Genomic DNA, 21,261 nt, shown 5'->3' with positions numbered 1-21,261 from the left:
TTGAATAAGAAGCGGCTCATCTACCCCTAAACCTAGACAAACAGAAGATATACTCATCGTAGATCAAAATTCGGTAACGGGGGCCCGTCAAAGGACGCCGTGAACCCAGCACCTAAATTGTCCAAGACAATTGACCATAGCCAATGGGCTATGGAATTCATCCAGCACCTAAATTAGCCATGACATTAAACATAGCCAATGGGCTATGGAATTTAGGTGCTGGATTTAGGTGCTGGGTGAATACATCGATGTAGGCTCTATGCCAGCATCCATGCTGGTCCCTCACCTAGCGTTAGGTGAGGGATCGAGCACTCCGGTGCCTCCTTAGGTGCTGCAGAAATTTGAAGTGCGAAAGGTATAACAAGAATATTCGCTGCGCTTCCCCGCTATTTCGAAGTGCTATATCTATAGAAGCCGAACGGTTGAAATACAGATATTATGCTTACCATTCATAAGACAACGTTACATAAACATTACGACCAATGCCGGGCAAGCGGTCGCCGATGTTCGTACCGTTTTCAATATTATTCGCGGCGCGGTTCAAGCCATTTAGATGCACACGATATTCTTTATCGAGCAGATTTTCGACACCTGCGCCGACCTGTAATCCTTTATAGAGTTCCGCCTGGCCGCGAATATTCCATAATGCATAACCGGATGTTTTAGGCTCTTCATTAAACTTCGAAACGTCCCCTTGACGCCAATAACCGACGACCTCAGTTCCAAGACTCCATCTCTCGTCGTCATAAAACAATGAAACCAAACCATTTAGGGGCGCGATACGGTAAAGATTATCGTCGGCATCGGCCCGGTCGCCCTTGACATAACTGATCATGCCGTCGACCCGCCAATTATCCATGAAGCGAAAACCGGCTTCGACATCGGTCCCATAAAGAATCGCATCGATATTCGCATATTGCAATAAAGGCTTTCTTTGAGCCGGCGGAATCCCGGCCGCAGCATCTTGTGCATTAGATATCGCAATGGCCGATGCATTGGTAGCGCGTACGCCTTGAATATAATCGTCAACGTAACGATAAAATGCCCGCGGCGCAAAATAAAACGAACCTTTTCGCCAAGTAATGCCTAATTCGCCTTGATAGGATTTTTCAGGACGCACGTTCAAGTCGCCTATATAACGATAGCCGTCTGCCAAGCCACCGGTCGCTTCGAACGGCGCCCATAGGTAGCGTTCCTGATAACTCGGTGAACGAGTCTTACGGGCGAAGCCCAATTCCACTTCCAATTCATCCGTCAAGTTGTGGCGAATAATACCCGTCAAATCATAATTGAAATCGGTTTTTTCACGACTCTGATTATTAAAGTCGTTAACAATGGTTTGCCAATGTCCGCGCATGACTGGATTCGGAATCGATGTCATGCTCGTCGAAATATTGCGACTATTCATTTCGATGTGATTGACGCGAGCGCCCAACTCAACAGTCCAATCTTGAACCGGCGAAACATTCCATTCAGCAAAAAAACCGTAACGATCTCGCTCCGCGCCATGAAAATTCTGAATAAAAAAATCCGGCGCATCTGGATTTGTCACCAATGCATCATGATTGGCATTATCGCCGTCGGCCCCGACCGTCATTAGACCCGACAATAGCGGAAAATCGATCGCCAGTCGGTAACCGAAACCGTCCGCTTCATTGGTCGACAAACGTTTTCCGGTAACCGGCGGTCGCCTCAGGCTAAAATTATTCATCGTATGCCGAATATCTTGGTAGTTATAAGCCGCTTTGATGCCGATAACATCGTTGATTCGTCCTGAATAGCTCGTGGTCAATATGCCGCCTTCGGATAGAATGATATCCATCGGCAAGGCAGGTGTACCGGTCGGACGGGTATGGTTATAGTTAAAATCGACATCGAAAACATGCTCTTCGTAACGGAAGCCGTAACCGACTTCGGCCGCCTCGCGGTCATGCCTGGTCGGCACGTTTTTACCGCCCGGGTATCTGAAATCGTTACCGAATTCCTTGCTACCGTATGCATGCAAACGATGATTCTCGGTAGCCACGCCGTTATATAAAGCGCCATACCAGCCGTCGTTGGCGCTGTTGTAGCCCGCCGAAAATTTCCCGGTCCAATCGAACAACTCGCCATCTTCGGTGAATTCCGGGCGTTTGGTTTCCTGAACGATCGCGCCGCCGATAGTCTCGATGCCACTGCTGACGGGCGCGATACCGCGGTATACTTTCAACAGGCTGGTCATTGCCGCCGGCACATGGCTCAACGGCGCATCCATGGAATTAGTACAAGCCGGTTTGTAATTCATGCCTTTAAAATCAACATTGACTCTGTCGCCGAACAATCCCCGATATTGGGCTATTCCGGACAACGGGCCGAGTCCGTTGACATTACCACCTGGTACACGCATCAGCAAATGCGCTGCATCATTAATACCGCCCTGTTCGGGCAAAACACCCGTCATATTCGGACGAATGATTTCACCGCGAACTTCCATGCGTTCGAGCTCGACGGTCATTTTTGATACCGTCTTATCATCTTGCATCTCCTCTTCTTCGGCAAATAAAGCCTGAGAAGCTGTTAGCGTGAACGGAAGAACGATTAAGTGTGTAGATATATATTTAAGCTTCATAAGATCCAACTGGCGAAACGAAATCAAGCGAATCAACCAAGCATCTAAGGTAACGAAGTTAATTAGCCGATTATCCTAGAAAAAGCATTTCACCATGAAGATCATGAAGAATAGAAAGTTAATTCAATAACTTATTACGCGTATGAATCAAGCTTTCGCTCACCAAAAAGGTTAGCGAGAAGATTTAGGTAATTTCTTGAAATCCTTCATGAACTTCATGTGCTTCATGGTTTAACTGCCGAATTTAAGATTATGCGAATAAAATGAGAAAAGTGATTTCCGATCCAAATATTACGAACCCAATTCGACTGACTTTGTTTGTCGACGAACACGACAGAAAGCGCCTGCTACCAAAGCCTCTCATTTCGGAAAATGAAAAAATAAACAATCGTTTACTGAAAAGACCCTTGACTCGTATTGAATTGAGTCTGAATCGGATTATTAAAAGATAAGCGCATTACAGATTGGTAATTGAATGACTTGATGATGGTCAAATAAAAAGATTGTCGGATTTTATTAAAGCACTATCCGTACCACATGCTCGAAAACCGCAATAAAGGCTCTCTTCTACTAGCTTATCAGCGGCGCAAGGTCTTAAATCTCATCTTGGATTCATGCTGAACGATTTTTAATACAACAGTGATTAAACTTTTAACATTGAAGTTTATCCGCGCGAGACAAAACCATCCGATAAGGCATTTCACATACTTTTAGGTCATTTAACACAGTTTGGGTCATTTCGCACACTTCGAAGCAATGACCTCCCTGCAAAAACTGCAACGTTGAATCTTTATGACTCCCTTTTACCGAAAAAGCGCATAAGATGTGGGGTATGCCTAGCGAGGATGTCGGCGGCAGGGCAGATTTTTGCTCCATGCAAAATCTGCATTCACGCCATCCCTGGCGATCGAGCCGCCGCCAAGCCCCACGGATGGGCTTACGGCGTTCATCGATAGGCATACCCCCATACCCAACAACGTTGAACGATACTTCAGTAAAAAGGGATTAGATGCCATTTCGCCCAACTATTGGCTTTGCCCGTCGTCTTGAAACATTTGTTTGACTTCATGCCAAACCGAAGTCATTTTTTGACGCACCGACTCATAAATTCCCGTCACCTTTCCTCGGCCGGCTTCTTCTGTCGTAGCGGTTTGATCCACGACGATAAAAGCTCCGGGGATCATGCCCATCCAACAACTCCACGGCACCACCCCGCTTTCCGGCGGCGTAAACTCAATCGTTTGCTCGCCTTGCTGCAGCTTGATTTTCAATCCGTATTGAGGCACGACGATCGCGTTGTTGCATGGCGTCAACTCCTTACTGTCGATTACCCATTTGACCGGAATGCCTTTGCGCAAGGTAAATTGATTCGGCGAATAACCGCTTCTTAACACATCCATATGAATAATCTGTTCGGAGGGAAATTCTTGAGTCTCGGCAACGACCGGTGAAAAATGCAGCGACGCCCGTGCCAGCATCGTATTGAAATCCATGCCGGTACCGGTGACCGCCAAGCCCCGATTCAACATGACCGCACCCAAGACCATCACAATCGCGCCGGAGGCCTTCAATAATTTCGGCGTCAAATTCACCGACAATAGACTGGTTAGAAAGCCGAATCCCATCAACAACGGCAGCGTGCCGAGGCCGAAAAAAAACAGCAATACCGCGCCTTCGGTCCAGCTGCCGGTGCCGGCCGCCATGACATACATCGCTTGCAAGGGACCGCAGATAATCATCAAGCCGTTCAACAGGCCGATGATGAATGGATTACTGTGTTTGCGGTATTCCTTGCCGATAAAACGCATGACAAAACCGGGAGTTTTGATACGAAAGTGACTCAATGACGGAAACCAACCCAGCATATGCAATCCGAACAATATCAAAAAAATCCCGGCAGCGACGCCGACCGCTCCCTGCGTATAAGGCGTAAAGGTGACAACCGCTCCGAACGCGCCGAACAAAGCGCCGATCGAGGTATACGACAACGTTTTACCTATCCCATATAGAATATGCGCCCCGTGCGCCTTGTGTCCTTTCGCGGTGCTTTTAGCCGTGTAACCGATGATCAACGGGCCGCACATGCCGACACAATGAAAGCTGGTGAGAAAGCCGACGATAAACAACAAGCCATAACTCATATCTCTACCAAGCTTCGGCATGTCGGCGTGATTCATGAACCAGCTATCCAACCATAAAATGAGGCCGATGCCCGACAAAGCAATGATTATGTAGAGAATTTTTTTTGCTGCGGTGATGACCGAGTGTTTTGCGGGAACTTCGTTTGTAGCGCTCATGAGCCTTTGTTGACTTGAATAAATTGGTATTAATCGTGAGAATCGAATCCACGCCTTGTTTAGACGCTTATTTCAATTAAACCTAGAAAAAGCATTTCACCATGAAGATCATGAAGAATAGGAAGTTAATTCAATAGCTTATTACGCGTTTGTATAGAACTTTCGCTCACCAAAAAGGTTAGCGAGAAGGATTTGGTAAGTTCTTGGAATCCTTCATGAACTTCATGTGCTTCATGGTTAAACTGCCGAATTCAGGATTAAAAGGATCCTCTTAATTAAAATGGATTTCAGGCAGTTTTCCCAAGCATTATTAAAGCAATTCCCATGCCTGCTATTTACCATCACTCGAGAACACAAGAGCGCCGCAATTACCGTGCATGCGCCGATAATCTTTATATACCTTTCGCACTTCAAATTTCGGCAGTGTCTTAGGAGGCGCCGGGGTGCTCGGCCCCTCACCTAGCGTTAGGTGGGGGGCAAGCATGGAGCTGGCATAGAGCCTACATGGACGTATTCACCCAGCACCTAAATCTCCAGCACCTAAATTCCATAGCCCATTGGCTATGGTTAACTATATTGGATAATTTAGGTGCTGGGTTCACGGCGGTCCTCGATAGACATATCCCATGCCTTTTTATTCTTAGACGGTTTTTCAATCAAAAGGGAGTAGCTTTAGGTGTTGGGTCTTTGACGGGCACCACCCCGGTGCCGAATTGTGATCTATGTTGGGCATTTATCAAGAAATCCTTAGGCCAGACGAATGAACAGACTTAATTTTCTCCCAAGCCCATCAAAACATGGGTTAAGTCACTCATGGCTCGACAATGCCCGCTAAAATCCTTTACCAACGACAAGAAAAAATCTAACGTCTATGTAAAGGCATAACTTCTCTCTGCGAAGGACCGATATATAATTGCCTCGGTCGTCCAATAACATTTCCGGTATCTCCGGTCATTTCCAGCCAATGCGCGACCCATCCGGCAGTGCGTGCTATCGCGAACATCACGGTGAACATATCGACTGGAATACCTAGCGCTTTGTAGATGATGCCGGAATAAAAATCGACATTGGGATAGAGTTTTTTCTCGATGAAATAATCGTCTTGCAAGGCATATTCTTCCAATGCCATCGCCAAATCGAAAAGCGGGTCGGGCTGGCAAGACTTTCTCAACACATCATGACAGGTTTGACGAATAATCGTCGCGCGGGGATCGAAATTTTTATAAACACGGTGACCGAAGCCCATCAAGCGGAACGGATCATCCTTATCCTTAGCCTTGGCGATATATTCCGGTATCCGCTCCACCGTACCGATTTCCTTAAGCATGCTCAACACCGCCTCATTCGCGCCACCATGCGCGGGTCCCCACAATGCGGCAATACCGGCCGCGATACAGGCATAAGGATTAGCGCCTGTACTTCCGGCCAGTCGAACAGTAGAAGTACTCGCGTTTTGCTCATGATCGGCATGCAAAATAAACAATAGATTCAATGCCTTGACAGCAGTTTCATCAATCGCTCGCGCTTGTTCCAAAAAACGTTTTTCCGGACGCGAGAACATCATATTCAAAAAATTTTCACAATAATCCAAATCGACACGGGGATAAACGAACGGCGCGCCAATTGAATGCCTGTAACAAGCCGCGGCAATGGCGGGAATCTTTGCAATCATTCGGGTCGCGCAAATGTAGCGATTATCCGGATCGGAAATATCCAAATCACTATGATAGAATGCCGATAACGAACCGACGACACCGACCATCATCGCCATGGGATGGGCATCGTAATGAAATCCGTCGAAAAAAACGCGCAGAGATTCGTGTAATACGGCCCTGTCGTCAATCTCGAATTTAAAATGATTAAGTTCTTGCTCGTTCGGCAATTCACCATGAATCAATAGATAAGCCACTTCCAAAAAGCTGCAGTTTTCAGCCAATTCCTCAATGGGATACCCGCGATACAACAAAATGCCTTGTTCTCCATCGATGTAAGTAATTGCACTTTTACAACTTGCAGTGGATACAAAACCGGGATCGAACGTAAAATAACCCAGATCGTTTTTCAGCGCCCTAACATCGACGGTAGGGTTTCCGAGGGTACCTTTCAGCAATGGATATTCGACTTCCTTTCCGGTCGAATTGTCTGTAATTGTTAAGGTATCTTTTGACATGATGATCGCCTGTTAATTTTCCTTGTCGGTTTTAACAAAGAATCTGTGAGGATAAAAGCTCGACATAAATGTCGAGCCAAGGAGAAACCCGTGCGCTGAAATCGCAGACCGATTCGGGACGCCGGAGCGTCCCTACTCGAGCCCCCTCGCGGGGCGTGGAAACCATTTAGAGGAAGTAATTTTAGACCAAATCCTTAATCGCTCAATTCAACCGATTCAGCTTTTTCCCGGTAGCTGTCAAGCCTATCGAAATTCAAGTACCGATAGGTATCATCCGCAGTTTCATCGATCGTTTGCGCGTATTGCATGTACTCATCCATAGTCGGAATCTTGCCGAGAATCGAACATACTGCCGCTAATTCGGCCGATGCCAGAAATACATTGGCACCGTTACCCAAGCGGTTCGGGAAGTTCCGAGTCGATGTCGATACGACAGTCGCATTGTCGGCGACCCTAGCCTGATTACCCATGCATAACGAACAGCCTGGCATTTCCATTCGTGCACCGGAGCGACCGAAGATACCGTAATATCCTTCCTCGGTCAGTTGCGACTGATCCATCTTGGTCGGCGGAGACATCCACAATTTCGTGGGCAATTGTTCCTTGTGTTTTTCGAGCAATTTGCCGGCTGCGCGGAAATGGCCGATATTGGTCATGCACGAACCGACGAAGACCTCATCGATTGGAGTTCCAGCGACTTCCGATAACGGCTTGACATCGTCCGGATCGTTCGGACATGCGAGCAGCGGTTCCTTGATTTCGGACATGTCGATTTCGATCGTTTCGAAATATTCGGCATCGGCATCGGGTTCGAGCAACACGGGATTTGCCAGCCACTCTTCCATCGCCTTGATGCGGCGACTAATTGTACGCGCATCGCCGTAGCCTTCCGACAACATCCATTTAAGCAACGTGATATTCGAATTCAGATATTCGCGGATCGGCGCTTCGCCCAGGCGAATCGTGCAACCGCCGGCGGATCGTTCGGCCGATGCGTCCGACAGTTCGAACGCCTGCTCGACTTTCAAATCAGGCAAACCCTCGATTTCGAGAATCCGCCCCGAAAAAACATTTTTCTTGCCTTTCTTTTCAACCGTCAACAAGCCTTTTTGTATCGCTGCATACGGAATCGCGTTGACCAGATCGCGTAGCGTGATGCCGGGCTGCATTTTTCCGGTAAAACGCACCAGCACCGACTCCGGCATATCGAGCGGCATCACGCCGGTCGCCGCCGCGAAAGCGACCAGCCCGGAGCCGGCCGGGAATGAAATACCGATCGGGAAACGCGTATGCGAATCGCCACCGGTTCCGACCGTATCGGGCAATAACATCCGGTTCAGCCAGGAATGAATAATGCCGTCGCCGGGCCGCAATGAAACTCCGCCGCGATTCATGATGAAATCGGGCAAGGTATGCTGCATTTCGACATCGACCGGTTTCGGATAGGCCGCGGTATGACAAAACGACTGCATGACCAAATCGGCCGAAAAACCGAGACAAGCTAAATCTTTCAATTCGTCTCGCGTCATTGGCCCAGTCGTATCTTGCGAGCCGACCGTCGTCATATGCGGCTCGCAGTAGGTACCCGGACGGATACCTTGGACGCCGCAAGCCTTGCCGACGATTTTTTGCGCGAGCGTAAAGCCTTTGCCCGAATCGGCAGGATCGACCGGGCGTTTGAATACAGTCGATGGCGGCAGGTCCAAAGCCTTACGCGCCCGATCGGTCAAGCCGCGACCAATGATCAAAGGAATCCGACCGCCCGCCCGAACTTCGTCGAGGATCACATCGGTTTTCAATGAAAACTCGGCAATGACCTCGTCACTCTCATGTCGTTTAACCACTCCTTGATAAGGATAGATGTCGATCACATCGCCCATGTTCATGCCGCTGACGTCGCATTCGAACGGCAACGCACCGGAGTCTTCCATCGTGTTGAAAAAGATCGGAGCGATTTTACCGCCGATACAAACGCCGCCTTCGCGCTTGTTCGGCACGTAAGGAATGTCTCGGCCGGTAAACCATAACACCGAGTTCGTCGCCGATTTGCGCGACGATCCGGTACCCACGACATCGCCGACATAGGCGACCGGAAAGCCTTTTTGCTTCAGCTCCTCGATTTGCCGTTCGGCGTTGTTGATGCCTTCGCGCGGCATTTTCAGCATTGCCTTCGCATGCAGAGGAATGTCCGGACGCGACCAAGCATCGGGCGCCGGCGACAGATCGTCGGTATTGGTTTCTCCGACGACCTTGAACACGGTCACGGTCAGTTTTTCGGGAACTTCGGGTTTGCTCGTGAACCATTCGGCTTCTGCCCAAGAATTCAAGACCTGTTTCGCGAAGGCATTACCGGCATCGGCTTTTTCCTTGACATCGTGGAAGGCATCGAAGACCAATAGGGTATGCGAAAGCCCTTTTGCGGCAATCGGCGCCAGCTCGGCGTTATCGAGCAATTCGATCAACGGCGCGACATTGTAGCCGCCGAGCATCGTGCCCAGTAGTTCAACAGCTTTTTCCCTGGTTAATATCGGTGACGTCGCCTCACCTTTCGCAATAGCCGTCAACAATCCGGCCTTGACATAGGCCGCTTCGTCAACGCCGGCTGGAATCCGGTTGATCAATAGATCCAGCAAAAAACCCTCTTCACCGGCAGGTGGATTTTTGATCAATTCAACAAGGCTAGATACTTGCTCGGCATTCAACGGTTTGGGAACGACGCCTTCGGCAGATCGTTCCTCGACATGTTTACGGTATTCTTGCAACATAGTGAACCCTCAAATTCAGTTAATTCAGATGAGTCGGACGGTTTGGCCAAATCAAGTCGATCGTTCATTAAAGACTCCCCTAGCTATGACCTATCCAAGCCGGGTTTTGCATTAAACAACCCGGCTCTTAAATGATTTAGGATTTGGCCGTAAATAACCTCCTTAATCTTAAGGAGTGTTCGGTTGTTTGATTGGCAGTTGTCGGTGGCAGGGCAGATTTTTGCTCCTGCAAAATCCGCATTCGCCCAGCACCTAAATTCCATAGCCCATTGGCTATGGTTAGCTATCTTGGATAATTCATCCAGCACCTAAATAAGCCATGATTTTGATTCATTGCCAAAGACCTATGTAATTTAGGTGCTGGGCCTGCCAAGCGAGTTACCGAACCCTCAACAAAGCTCATAGTTCCAGAACGTTATTTATCACGGAATCCTTAGTGCGAATCTTTTGAAAAGGTTTTTACGCCATCGCGTCGATGATCGCCTGACCCATGACATCGGTGCCGACACCGGCATTGGGATTCAGGTCAGGTGTCACATATTTGCCTTCGGCAATGACTTTCTCCAAAGCCGTTTTCACTTTGTTAGCCGCCTCATGTTCATGTAAGTGATCCAACATCATGACTCCTGCCATGATCACGGCCGTCGGATTGGCAATATTCTTGTCGGCAATATCCGGCGCGCTGCCGTGAACCGCTTCGAACAAGGCTGCATCGGCACCAATGTTCGCACCAGGAATCAAACCGAGACCGCCTACCAAGCCGGCGGTCAAATCGGACAAAATGTCGCCAAACATATTCGTAGTGACGACGACATCGAATTGCTGCGGATTCATGACCATGTGCATGCAGGTTGCATCGATGATCTTGCTATCGAATTCGATATCGGGATAACGCGTGGCGACTTCCTTTGCCGTTTCCAAGAATAGGCCTTGCGTGTATTTCAAAATATTGGCTTTATGACAGACCGTAACTTTCTTGCGGTTATTGTCCCGCGCGTATTTGAATGCATAGTCGATGATACGCTCGGAACCCTGACGGGTTACCACGGCCAGACTTTCGGCTATGTCTCTTTTGCTGGTGAGATAATGCTCGAGCCCGGCATACAGTCCTTCGGTATTTTCCCTAACGATCACGATATCGATATCGCTATAACGGGTCTGAACGCCGGCCCAACTTTTCGCCGGACGCACATTCGCATAAAGATCGTATTTCTTACGTAATTCGACATTGATGCTTCTAAAGCCTTCGCTGACCGCTGTTGTCAGAGGGCCCTTAAAAGCTACTCGGTTTCTATCGATCGACTCGAGTGTCGCATCGGGAATCGGTGTTCCGAATTTATTAAACGCGGCCATGCCGGCATCGGCTTCTTCCCAATGAATTTTGGCGCCCGAAGCATCGATGATTTTAACCGCTTGGTCCATAATGGAAGGACCGATACCATCACCTTTGATCAAAGTGACATTATGCATTTGTTATCTCCATTTAAAAAAATCACAGTAATGAGAAGATTTTGAGGTATAACTATACATCAAGCCGGGTACTTACTAAAAACGGATATTCCGAAATCCGGCATTTACGCTACGAAAGACCATATAATCGACAGCCGGACTCAACCTGCCTTCAACAAAAAGCCGATGAACTTAGCAATAAAGAAATCCGATCACTTTAGTTATGCCGATTATGTCAATTGGCAAACGGAGCAACGCTACGAGTTAATCGACGGCGAGGCGTTTATGATGGCGCCTGCGCCTGATTTGGCTCATCAGGATATTGCCGGAGAGCTCTATTTTCAACTTCGCTTGGCGTTAAGAGGTAAAACGTGCCGGCCCTTCATCGCACCGGTCGATGTGCGTTTGCCGAAACATGAAGAAGCCGACGAGCGTATCGACACTGTCGTGCAACCGGACGTGTTCGTCGTGTGCGATACAGCCAAATTGGATCGCCGCGGCGTACTCGGGGCGCCGGACTGGATCATCGAAGTCTTGTCGCCGTCCACTGCCGGCCACGACCAAATCCGAAAATTAAGCCTATACGAACGCTCTGGCGTCAAAGAATATTGGCTCGTGCACCCGGTCGACCGAATATTGACCATTTACCTATTATGCGACGCTAAATATGGAAAACCGGAAATATTCGAATTGCAAGGGGCTACATCATCGAGGAGCTTGCCGGAAGTCGTCATAGCGTGGGACGAATTGGCGGCACGCTTACCGACTGAATACTGATCCAGGCGTCAAAACACGTCTTTTCTCGATCTCAATTCCGTAAATACAGCCAGGGGCTGTCGTGTTTCCATTGCGATAGCCGCCTTCAAAGCTTCGACATCCGCTCTAAAAAAAGGATTGGTCGCTACTTCCTCTTCAATCGAAAAAGGAACGGTCGGTTGATCCGACTCTCTCAAACGACGAACCTCGGCCATTCTTTGCTGCAACGCGGTATTATCGGGTTCGACAGTCAATGCAAAACGGCCGTTATTCAACGTATATTCGTGTGCGCAATAAACGCGTGTCGAGGAAGGCAATGCTCTTAACTTTTGCAAGGAACGCCACATTTGTTCGGCGGTGCCTTCGAACAAACGCCCGCAGCCCATCGCAAACAAGGTATCGCCGCAAAACAAAATACCGTCCTCGGCCGAATAATAAACGATATGACCCAAAGTATGACCCGGCGTTTCGATAATTTGGAAAACGGTGTTTCCTAAACGAAAATGACCGCCGTCTGACAATTCGATATCGATGCCCGGAATGCGGTGTTTATCCGCTTTCGCACCGACAATCCGGCACCCGGTCTGTTTCTTGAGCTCGCGGTTCCCGCCGACATGATCGCCATGATGATGCGTGTTTAGGATAAAATCGAGCCGCCAACCCTGTTCGGCCATGGCATCCAGCACTGGTCCAGCAACAGCAGGATCGACCGCTGCCGTTAATCCGGACTCAACGTCTTTTGCCAGGTAGATATAATTGTCGTTCAAGACCGGGATTTGAATAACCTTCAACATGGGTATCAACCTCTAAGGATTTGGTCGTAAATAACTTCCCTGTTTTATGGAGGGTTCGGTAGCTCGATTGGCAGGTGTCGGCGGCAGGGAAAGCCGCCGTCAAGCCTACACGGACGTATTCACGGCGTCCTGTCAAGCGAGTTACCGAACCCTCAACAAAGCTCATAGCTCCAGGAGGTTATTTATCACGAAATCCTAACCCACCTTTAACATTTTCTAGTAAATATCTATCATTCGCAAAAATTATTAATTTTTTAACTAATTGATATCATTGGGCTATAAAAATCGACTTCCTCGAAAATGGCTAATGTAGTGCCATAAAATGCCTTAGGCATCTTGCGCCGCCTCGCGGTTTGCGCTAAGTTGACGGCATGTTTATTCGACGCACTCAAACCCGCTGCAGAGCCACCGGCGAACCTCATGAGACTTATCGACTGGTTCATTCCGAACGCATCGGTCAAAAAGTTAAACAGGTCACACTGCTGAATCTAGGCCGGCATTTTTCGATCCAGCCCACTTTTTGGCCGGCCTTATGTCGCCGTGTCCTGGAGTTGTTATCGTTGCAAACGAGTTTATTCGATCCGGACTTACCTCAGACGGTGGCCTTGGCCGCGGAACATATCGCCGCGCGCTTGTTGGCGGAAAGCGCGCCATTGCTCGTGAGGCTTTCGTTGATCCCGACCCCAGCCATGAGTGTCGTCAATGAAGCCGCACAGGCGGCTTCGGAATCGGTCTCGTCGGAGCCACCGGAGTCCCGGACTCCCGCTGAAATATATACCATTGATGCGAACTCGCTGGAATTAGCGAGGCCCCGTTCGATCGGTGTCGAGCAGGTCGGTTTGGCGGCGATGGACTTGGTCAATTTTACCTCGCTGCTGATGGGACTGGGTCTCTCCGGGCCGATACGGGCGGCGGTCGTGGGTTCGATCATCGGGCGCATGGCAGCGCCGGCTTCTGAGGCCGCCACGCACCGTTGGCTAGGTCAGCGCAGCGGTTTGGGCGAGCTGTTGGACGTCGATTTCGAACGCATGAAGCCGATCACGTTGTATCGGGCTTCAGACGCTTTGATGAAGCACCGGGACGTCATCGAACGCACGCTGTTCAACCGGGTGCACGATCTGTTCGGTTTCGAGACCACGGTTACCTTATACGACTTGACCAATACCTACTTCGAAGGCACGGCGGCCGCCAATCCGAAAGCGCAACGGGGCCGCTCCAAAGAAAAGCGCCGCGACTGTCCACTGGTCACGCTGGGCTTGGTGCTCGATGGCAGCGGCTTCGTCCGCCGTTCCCAGACCTTCGACGGCAATGCCTCGGAAGGCAAGACCTTGGCCGAGATGCTCAAAGACCTCGGTGCACCACCCGGCGCCTTGGTGGTCATGGACGCAGGCATCGCCACGGAAGCCAATCTCACCTGGCTGCGCGAACACGGTTACCGCTATCTGGTCGTCAGCCGCGAACGCGCTCGGCAATTCGAAGCCGACACCGCGATCCCGATCGAAACCGCCGCCGGCTCCGCCGTCCACATCCAGCGCATCGACGACAGCGAACACCAAGAAGTGCGCTTGTATTGCTACTCCGAACAGCGCGAACAAAAAGAGCGCGGCATCAATCAACACCTGTGCGAGCGCTTCGAAGCCGGATTACAAAAAATCGCCGACGGCCTCCACAAGCCTCGCGCCGAAAAGCGCCTCGACAAACTGCAACAGCGCATCGGTCGGCTCCAAGAAAAATACCACGGTATCGGCCAGCATTACACGATCGAACTGACCCCGGATGAGACCGGCGAAAAAGTCATCGGCCTGACCTGGTCGAAACAGCCCAAAGCCGGCAGCCGCCTGAGCCATCCCGGCGTCTATTGCCTCCGCAGTAACGAAACGCAATGGGATGCTGAAAAACTGTGGCGCACCTATATCATGCTCACCGACCTGGAAGCGGTGTTTCGTAGCCTTAAATCCGAACTCGGGCTTCGTCCGGTCTACCATCACAAAGAAGTCCGCGTCGACGGCCATTTGTTCATCACCGTCCTGGCCTATCAGTTCGTGCAAATCATCCGCCGGCAACTGAAAGAACACGGCATTCACGACCGCTGGTCCACACTGCGCGACATCTTGTCCGTTCAGCAGCGCGTCACCGCCTCCTTCCGGCGCGCCGACGGCGGTATTCTGCACATCCGCAAAAGCACACAACCGGAAGCGGAATTAGCACGGATTTACCACACATTGGGCCTTGACCCGCTTCCTGGAGGTGTACAAAAAACTCTACTATAGATCGAATTACGCTTAAAAAACGCCTATGTAGTGCCTTACGGTCATTTATGATCCAATAAAATATTGATTCATAAAGAGTTTTAAAGTTAGGTGTCAAACATGGGCTAAGTTAATCAGGATTTCACGATAAATTTGAGCTTTGAGCGATGTCGAGGGCTCTGTTACCCCAACTTCAAAATAGGAAACTTATTGGCAACCAAATTCTAAGAGAAACCTTGTTCGGCTATAAAACGCGGAATGCGCCGCTCAAGCCAATACTTAGGTTTTAGAGGGTTACGACCTTCCACAAAGCCAACATGCCCTCCTCCTGGAGTGACTTCCAAGATCACATTCGGAGATAATTCGTCAGGAGTAGGCAACACGGCCGGCGTCATGAAAGGATCGTCGAATGCTTGAATCAATAAGGTCGGCACCCGGATAGCTTTAAGATATTGCCTCGAACTCGAACGCCGGTAATAATCATGAACATCCTCGAATCCATGCAGCCTGGCCACAACCCGGTCGTCATATTGCCAAAACGATTTTACCGAGGATAAATCGCCCAAGCGTTGAATTTTGTCGGCCTCTTCATGACGCCCAATGCCCACCAAATAGTTGAGCTTAGTGTCGAGATATTCCTTCAACTCCAACAATAAGCGGTCGCGATAAATTTTGGAAAATCCGCTATCTAATTTTGTCGCGCAAATATTCAAGACCAATGGCACTGATACGGCAACCGCTGCCGAGAGCGTCACGTTACTACCCTGTTCGCCCAACCATTTTAGCAAAACATTACCGCCCAACGAGAATCCGACTGCAGCCAAAGACGTCTCCGGCTCACGTTGGCGAAGGATTCGATAGAGGAAATCGATGTCCTCGGTATCGCCTGAATGATAACAACGAGCCAATTGATTCGGCTCGCCGCTACAACCGCGAAAATTAAGCGCAGCACTTCGCCAACCTTGTTGCCGAAAAACGGTCTGCAATCCCTTTATATAACCGGATTGAGAACTTCCGGTCAGTCCGTGTAACAGTATGACTAATGGACTACGGCCTTCTCCGCAAAAATCGATATCGATAAAATCGTTGTCCGGAGTCCTAAGCCTCTCACGTCTAATGTTTAAATTTATTGCGGGCTTTCTGCACAAAGCCGGATATACGGTTTGCAAATGGGCGGTCTTTAGCCACCAAGGAGATCGATAGGTCATGAAATCAAGAATATAAAGCGGTCAAATACCGAATTTGATTGCAGTTATATTATCATCGATTTCTGCAAAATCATCCCGAAGCACAAAGATCTTTATTTTGACTAAACTCCGATCCATGACTATGTTTTTCCATCGTAACGCAAAACTCAACAAGGCTATGCCATGACAAAAAAAACACGAATATATCTTGCGGCATTCGCATTCTTGCCGATATCGAGCCATGCTCAATTCGGTAATATGACCGAAGCGCAAATGCAGCAAATGATGCAACAGGGCCTTAAGATGCAGGAATGTTTCGGCCAAATTGATCCTTCAGCGATGGAACGGCTTTCCGAACGCGGCCAATCGATCGATGCCGAAATAACGGCACTGTGCCGCGCCGGCAATCGAGACCAAGCGCAAAGCAAAGCAATGGCCTTTGCCCGTGAGATGGCAAGCGACCCGGTTATTCAGGCGATGAAAAAATGCGGAGAAGGCATGGCAGATATGTTACCTAAAATAGTCACCGAATCCGAAGATTATGACGACCCGGAAACCTCAAGCCGTCACGTTTGCGATAATCGCTAAGTAACGGGCATGAAATAAGTTAGGCCAGTAACTCCTGAGGGACGAGTTATTTAAGGCTATGTCCGCGTTAATAGCTGATACTTTATGAATTTAAAGCCAACATAAAACCCAAGGATACAACTCTGAATAAACCTATCGGAGATCAAAATTCGGCACCGGGGTGGCCCGCCAAAGGACGCCGTGAATACGTCCATGTAGGCTCTATGCCAGCTCCATGCCAGCCCTCACCTAACGCTAGGTGAGGGGCCGGGCACCCCGGTGCCTCCTAAGGCACTGCCGAATTTTGAAGTGCGAAAGGTATAACTTTCCTTTTTTCAATATCGCGCCAATGGTTGAAAGGAGGGTACGGTTGCTCGATTGACAGGTGTCGGCAGCAGGGAGCTGCCGTCAAGCCTACATGGACGTATTCACGGCGTCCTGTCAAGCGAGTAATCGTACCCTCTTCCACGCTCAGAGTATTGGAAAGCAATCATTGACTATTTCCTAAGTGGTTTATTTAGTAGGGAAGTGAACCGTTTCAACTGCTAACGCGAACATAGCCTTATTTAACACGTCCCCAACGTTTCGGCTTGCTTCGGCCAAGGATGGCGCCCTAATACAAGCCATCCTTGGCCATCAGATTCCGCGGTCAAGCGGATGGATTCACGGCGTCCTGTCAAGCAAGCCTCAAAACCCTCAACAAAGCTCATATCTCCAGGACATTATTTATCATGAAATACTTAGCCAAGGCTAAAGCCGCCGGAAGTTTTCATCGATAGAGTCAAAATCAAAAAAACGCCGTTCTTGTCAATCTATTTTTACCGGTTTGATTAATATGAGGTATAATTGCGGGCTTAACTCCCCTCCGCGCCACGCGTCTTAAATTTACCCACAGGCTTTGCATGTCCAACGATGTTTCCTCTTTTCCAACTTTTCGTGAATTAACTCTAATCGAACCGGTGCTTAAAGCATTGGATGATGTCGGTTACGAATCCCCCTCCCCGATTCAAGCTCAAACCATTCCGCACTTAATGCAAGGCAAGGATGTTCTAGGCCAGGCGCAAACAGGCACCGGTAAGACCGCAGCTTTTGCTCTTCCGATATTATCTCGACTCGACCTAAAAAAAACCGAACCGCAAGTTTTGGTTCTAGCCCCTACCCGCGAACTGGCCATACAAGTGGCCGAGGCTTTTCAGCGCTATGCCGCTCATTTAAAAGGTTTTCATGTATTGCCGATCTACGGCGGGCAAGACTACACGACGCAACTTCGCCAGCTCAAACGCGGCCCGCACGTTATCGTCGGCACACCGGGACGGGTCATGGATCATATGCGTAAAGGCACGCTAAGGCTGGGCGAATTAAGCTGCTTGGTGCTCGACGAAGCCGACGAAATGCTTCGCATGGGCTTTATAGACGATGTTGAATGGATTTTGGAACAAACCCCCAAACAACGCCAAATCGCCCTGTTTTCGGCAACGATGCCGGCACCCATACGCAAAATCGCACAAACGTATTTACATGACCCCGAGGAAATCACGGTCAAGGTCCGCACGTCGACCGCCGAAACGATACGTCAACGCTACTGGCTAGTCAGCGGAGTCCATAAGCTCGACGCACTAACCCGCATTTTGGAATCGGAAACCTTCGACGGCATCATTATTTTTGTCCGGACTAAAACCGCGACGGTCGAACTGGCCGAAAAACTCGAAGCACGCGGCTATTCGGCAGCGGCAATCAATGGCGATATGTCGCAAGCACTGCGCGAAAGAACCATCGCGCATTTGAAAAACGGTAAATTGGATATTCTAATTGCCACCGACGTGGCGGCGCGGGGTCTCGATGTCGAACGGATCAGCCACGTCATCAATTACGATATTCCCTACGATACCGAGGCCTATATTCACCGCATCGGCAGAACCGGCCGTGCCGGTCGAACCGGCGATGCGATATTGTTTGTCGCACCGCGTGAAAGAAGACTGCTCAGTAATATCGAGAAAGCAACTCGTCAAAAAGTCGCAGAAATGGGACTGCCTTCGACCGAAATTATTAACAATAAAAGGATTGCCCGATTCAAACAACGCATTACCGATACACTGGCCGCGGAAGAATTGAGTTTTTTTATTCAATTGATGGAACAATACCAAAACGAACATAATGTATCGGCAATCGAAATTGCTGCAGCCTTGGCAAAACAAGTCCAAGGCGAAACACCGTTGCTTATGAAAAACCCGCCCAAAAAAGAAACCGAACGCCGCGAACGAAAAGACTCGATAGACCGAGAATCCGGGACGGAACGCAAGAGCAAGCGTAAGGCAAACCCCGACATTGAAATGGAAACCTACCGTATCGAAGTCGGCAAAGCGCATGGTGTCAAGCCCGGCAACATCGTCGGCGCTATCGCTAATGAGACAGGACTTGACGGGGATCATATCGCACGAATCAAAATCGAGGAAAACTACAGCACCGTTGAGCTTCCTGCCGGCATGCCCAAGGATATTTTCCAAGAACTAAAAAAAGTAAGGGTTGCCGGTCAGCAATTGAATATTTCCAGAATGGGCGAAACCTTGAAAAAAACTTTCAAGGCTAAAAAACGTGACGGTTCGGATAACAAGCGAAGAAAAGCCAAGGCCGGCAGTTAGGATTTCGTAAAAAATAACTCCCTGGCGCCATGAGTTTTGCAGCGGGTCCGGTAACTCGCTTTACAGACCCGGCACCTAACGTCCATAGCCCTTTGGCGATATGGCTAATTGTCTAAGATAATTCAGGTGTTGGGTAAATACGTCCCTGTAGGCTCGACGGCGGCTCCCTGCCGCCGACGCCTGTCGGTCGAGCGACCGCACCCCATTCGGAACCGACATTGATTTTTTTATATCAAAAAATTAGATAAGGAATGCAAAACTGCGAACTTTCACAGTAAAAAGGCCCGGTCAATTCTTCCAAAGACAAACTCCGCCCGCTTTTTCAATGGCCGCCAAGCGACGCTGATGTTCGGCAACCTCTTCGGCATCGCATTGGATCACTTTTAGCCTGGGACGATTGGAAGGTAGACGCACAATAACCGACTCGCTCCCACCCTCCTCTTCCGACGATATTTCTTCATCCAACAATGAAGCCTGTCCACCGGTCATCAATAGGTAGACATCCGCCAGAATTTCCGCATCCAAAAGCGCGCCATGTAAATCTCGATGACTGTTATCGATGCCATAACGCTTGCATAAGGCATCCAAACTATTTCGCTGCCCGGGATGTTTTTTTCTGGCAAACGTCAAGGTATCGAATACCGAACTGTAACTCTCGACAACTCCGGTCCCATTATTCAATAAGCCGAATTCATGATTTAAAAACCCAACATCGAATGGGGCGTTGTGAATGACCAATTCGGCATCGCGAATAAAATTGATGAAGTCTTCGACTATCGAGGAAAATACCGGTTTATCGGCCAAAAACTCATTAGTAATTCCATGAACCTCGACCGCACCGGCATCGATTTCCCGTTCCGGATTGATGTAGACATGAAAATGGCGACCGCTTAGGCGGCGGTTCAATAATTCAACACAGCCTATCTCAATGACACGATGCCCTTCTTGCGGATTAAGCCCTGTCGTTTCGGTATCCAGCACGATTTGCCGTATGGTCGGCTTACTCATTACACATAGCCCTCTAGATGAAAACATTTCCGAATGAAGTCCGCGATATCCTGAACTTCTTCAAGGCAGACCGAATGCGCCATCGGGTATTCTTTCCAGTCCACTGAATAGCCCATTGACATCAATGCCTCGAAAGCGGCTCTGCCCACTTCACGCGCAACGACATTATCAAACGAACCGTGCGCCATCATTATCGGAAGCGATCGATTTACCTCGGAAAGCGCCGGAACGATTTCAGGCCATGTCGGTAAATAGCAAGAAAGCGCTAGGATACCCGCCAATCGATGCGGACATTTCAAACCGACATCGAGCGCAATCACGCCGCCCTGCGAAAACCCAGCCAGCAAGATATTTTCGGAAGGCACGCCTCCTTCAATTTCCCTGTCTATCAATTTCAAGATCGACGCCGACGACTCGGCAATACCGGCCTTGTCGACTTGCCGTTCCAATGACATATCCATAATGTCATACCAAGCACGCATCGCCATCCCGCCATTGATCGTAACCGGGCGCACAGGCGCATTAGGAAAACAAAAGCGAATACCCAAATCATCGGGCAATCCCAATTCCGGAACAATGCTCTCAAAGTCATGCCCATCGGCCCCCAAGCCATGCATCCAAATAATCGTATACCGATGCGGCGCCCTAGGAGCAATTTCAACCCAATCAATCTCACCCGTCATTTTTTCGATTCCCCGCCCCTTCACCATTCATCTTTCACCATTCATCTTTCACCATTCATCTTTCATCTTTCATCTTTCACCTTTCACCT

Annotated in this window: 13 protein-coding genes; 4 read left to right on the top strand and 9 right to left on the bottom strand. The window is 49.3% G+C overall.

The window, feature by feature from the left end:
• Window positions 1–442: 442 nt before the first annotated feature.
• The 5 genes from WJM45_RS05640 to WJM45_RS05620 all read right to left on the bottom strand — a co-directional run bounded on the left by WJM45_RS05640 (window position 443) and on the right by WJM45_RS05620 (window position 11,310).
• Window positions 443–2,608 (bottom strand): TonB-dependent receptor, encoded by a 2,166-nt coding sequence (locus WJM45_RS05640; protein WP_341327996.1) that lies wholly within the window; start codon window positions 2,606–2,608, stop codon window positions 443–445.
• A gap of 1,025 nt (window positions 2,609–3,633) precedes the next feature.
• Window positions 3,634–4,905, bottom strand: coding sequence for a sulfite exporter TauE/SafE family protein (locus WJM45_RS05635; protein ID WP_341327995.1), 1,272 nt, complete (start codon window positions 4,903–4,905; stop codon window positions 3,634–3,636).
• 862 nt (window positions 4,906–5,767) lie between these two features.
• Window positions 5,768–7,075 (bottom strand): citrate synthase, encoded by a 1,308-nt coding sequence (locus tag WJM45_RS05630; protein ID WP_341327994.1) that lies wholly within the window; start codon window positions 7,073–7,075, stop codon window positions 5,768–5,770.
• A 194-nt stretch (window positions 7,076–7,269) separates the two neighbouring features.
• Window positions 7,270–9,840 (bottom strand): bifunctional aconitate hydratase 2/2-methylisocitrate dehydratase, encoded by a 2,571-nt coding sequence (gene acnB, locus WJM45_RS05625; protein WP_341327993.1) that lies wholly within the window; start codon window positions 9,838–9,840, stop codon window positions 7,270–7,272.
• Window positions 9,841–10,299: 459 nt separating this feature from the next.
• Window positions 10,300–11,310, bottom strand: coding sequence for an isocitrate/isopropylmalate family dehydrogenase (locus WJM45_RS05620; RefSeq protein WP_341327992.1), 1,011 nt, complete (start codon window positions 11,308–11,310; stop codon window positions 10,300–10,302).
• Window positions 11,311–11,475: 165 nt separating this feature from the next.
• Here WJM45_RS05620 and WJM45_RS05615 point away from each other — a divergent pair, with 165 nt between their 5' ends.
• Window positions 11,476–12,066, top strand: coding sequence for a Uma2 family endonuclease (locus WJM45_RS05615; protein ID WP_341327991.1), 591 nt, complete (start codon window positions 11,476–11,478; stop codon window positions 12,064–12,066).
• 8 nt (window positions 12,067–12,074) lie between these two features.
• On the opposite strand, the gene gloB is transcribed toward WJM45_RS05615, so the two are convergent.
• Entirely contained in the window at window positions 12,075–12,839 is a 765-nt protein-coding gene (gene gloB / locus WJM45_RS05610; RefSeq protein WP_341327990.1) for a hydroxyacylglutathione hydrolase, read from the bottom strand.
• A 371-nt stretch (window positions 12,840–13,210) separates the two neighbouring features.
• Here gloB and WJM45_RS05605 point away from each other — a divergent pair, with 371 nt between their 5' ends.
• Complete coding sequence (locus tag WJM45_RS05605; protein ID WP_341325412.1) at window positions 13,211–15,109, top strand: IS1634 family transposase; 1,899 nt, start codon at window positions 13,211–13,213, stop codon at window positions 15,107–15,109.
• A 203-nt stretch (window positions 15,110–15,312) separates the two neighbouring features.
• On the opposite strand, the gene WJM45_RS05600 is transcribed toward WJM45_RS05605, so the two are convergent.
• Window positions 15,313–16,296 (bottom strand): hydrolase, encoded by a 984-nt coding sequence (locus WJM45_RS05600; protein WP_341327989.1) that lies wholly within the window; start codon window positions 16,294–16,296, stop codon window positions 15,313–15,315.
• Window positions 16,297–16,458: 162 nt separating this feature from the next.
• Between WJM45_RS05600 and WJM45_RS05595 the strand changes: the two genes are divergently transcribed.
• Both WJM45_RS05595 and WJM45_RS05590 read left to right on the top strand, forming a co-directional pair.
• Entirely contained in the window at window positions 16,459–16,863 is a 405-nt protein-coding gene (locus WJM45_RS05595) for a hypothetical protein (RefSeq protein WP_341327988.1), read from the top strand.
• 881 nt (window positions 16,864–17,744) lie between these two features.
• Window positions 17,745–19,481: a DEAD/DEAH box helicase gene (locus tag WJM45_RS05590; protein ID WP_341327987.1), complete on the top strand. Its 1,737-nt coding sequence runs from the start codon at window positions 17,745–17,747 to the stop codon at window positions 19,479–19,481.
• Between the two features lie 288 nt (window positions 19,482–19,769).
• Here WJM45_RS05590 and dnaQ read toward each other — a convergent pair whose 3' ends face one another.
• Together dnaQ and WJM45_RS05580 are read right to left on the bottom strand one after the other, a co-directional pair.
• On the bottom strand, window positions 19,770–20,489 hold the full coding sequence (dnaQ, locus tag WJM45_RS05585; protein WP_341327986.1) for a DNA polymerase III subunit epsilon: 720 nt from the start codon (window positions 20,487–20,489) through the stop codon (window positions 19,770–19,772).
• Complete coding sequence (locus tag WJM45_RS05580; RefSeq protein ID WP_341327985.1) at window positions 20,489–21,172, bottom strand: carboxylesterase; 684 nt, start codon at window positions 21,170–21,172, stop codon at window positions 20,489–20,491. The genes dnaQ and WJM45_RS05580 overlap by 1 nt, the downstream gene beginning before the upstream one ends.
• Between the last annotated feature and the right edge of the window lie 89 nt (window positions 21,173–21,261).

This window comes from Methylotuvimicrobium sp. KM2 (assembly GCF_038051925.1).
In the GTDB taxonomy this organism is placed as follows: domain Bacteria; phylum Pseudomonadota; class Gammaproteobacteria; order Methylococcales; family Methylomonadaceae; genus Methylotuvimicrobium.
Note: the sequence above shows the minus strand (reverse complement) of the source record. Positions and strands in the feature narration are given on the sequence as shown.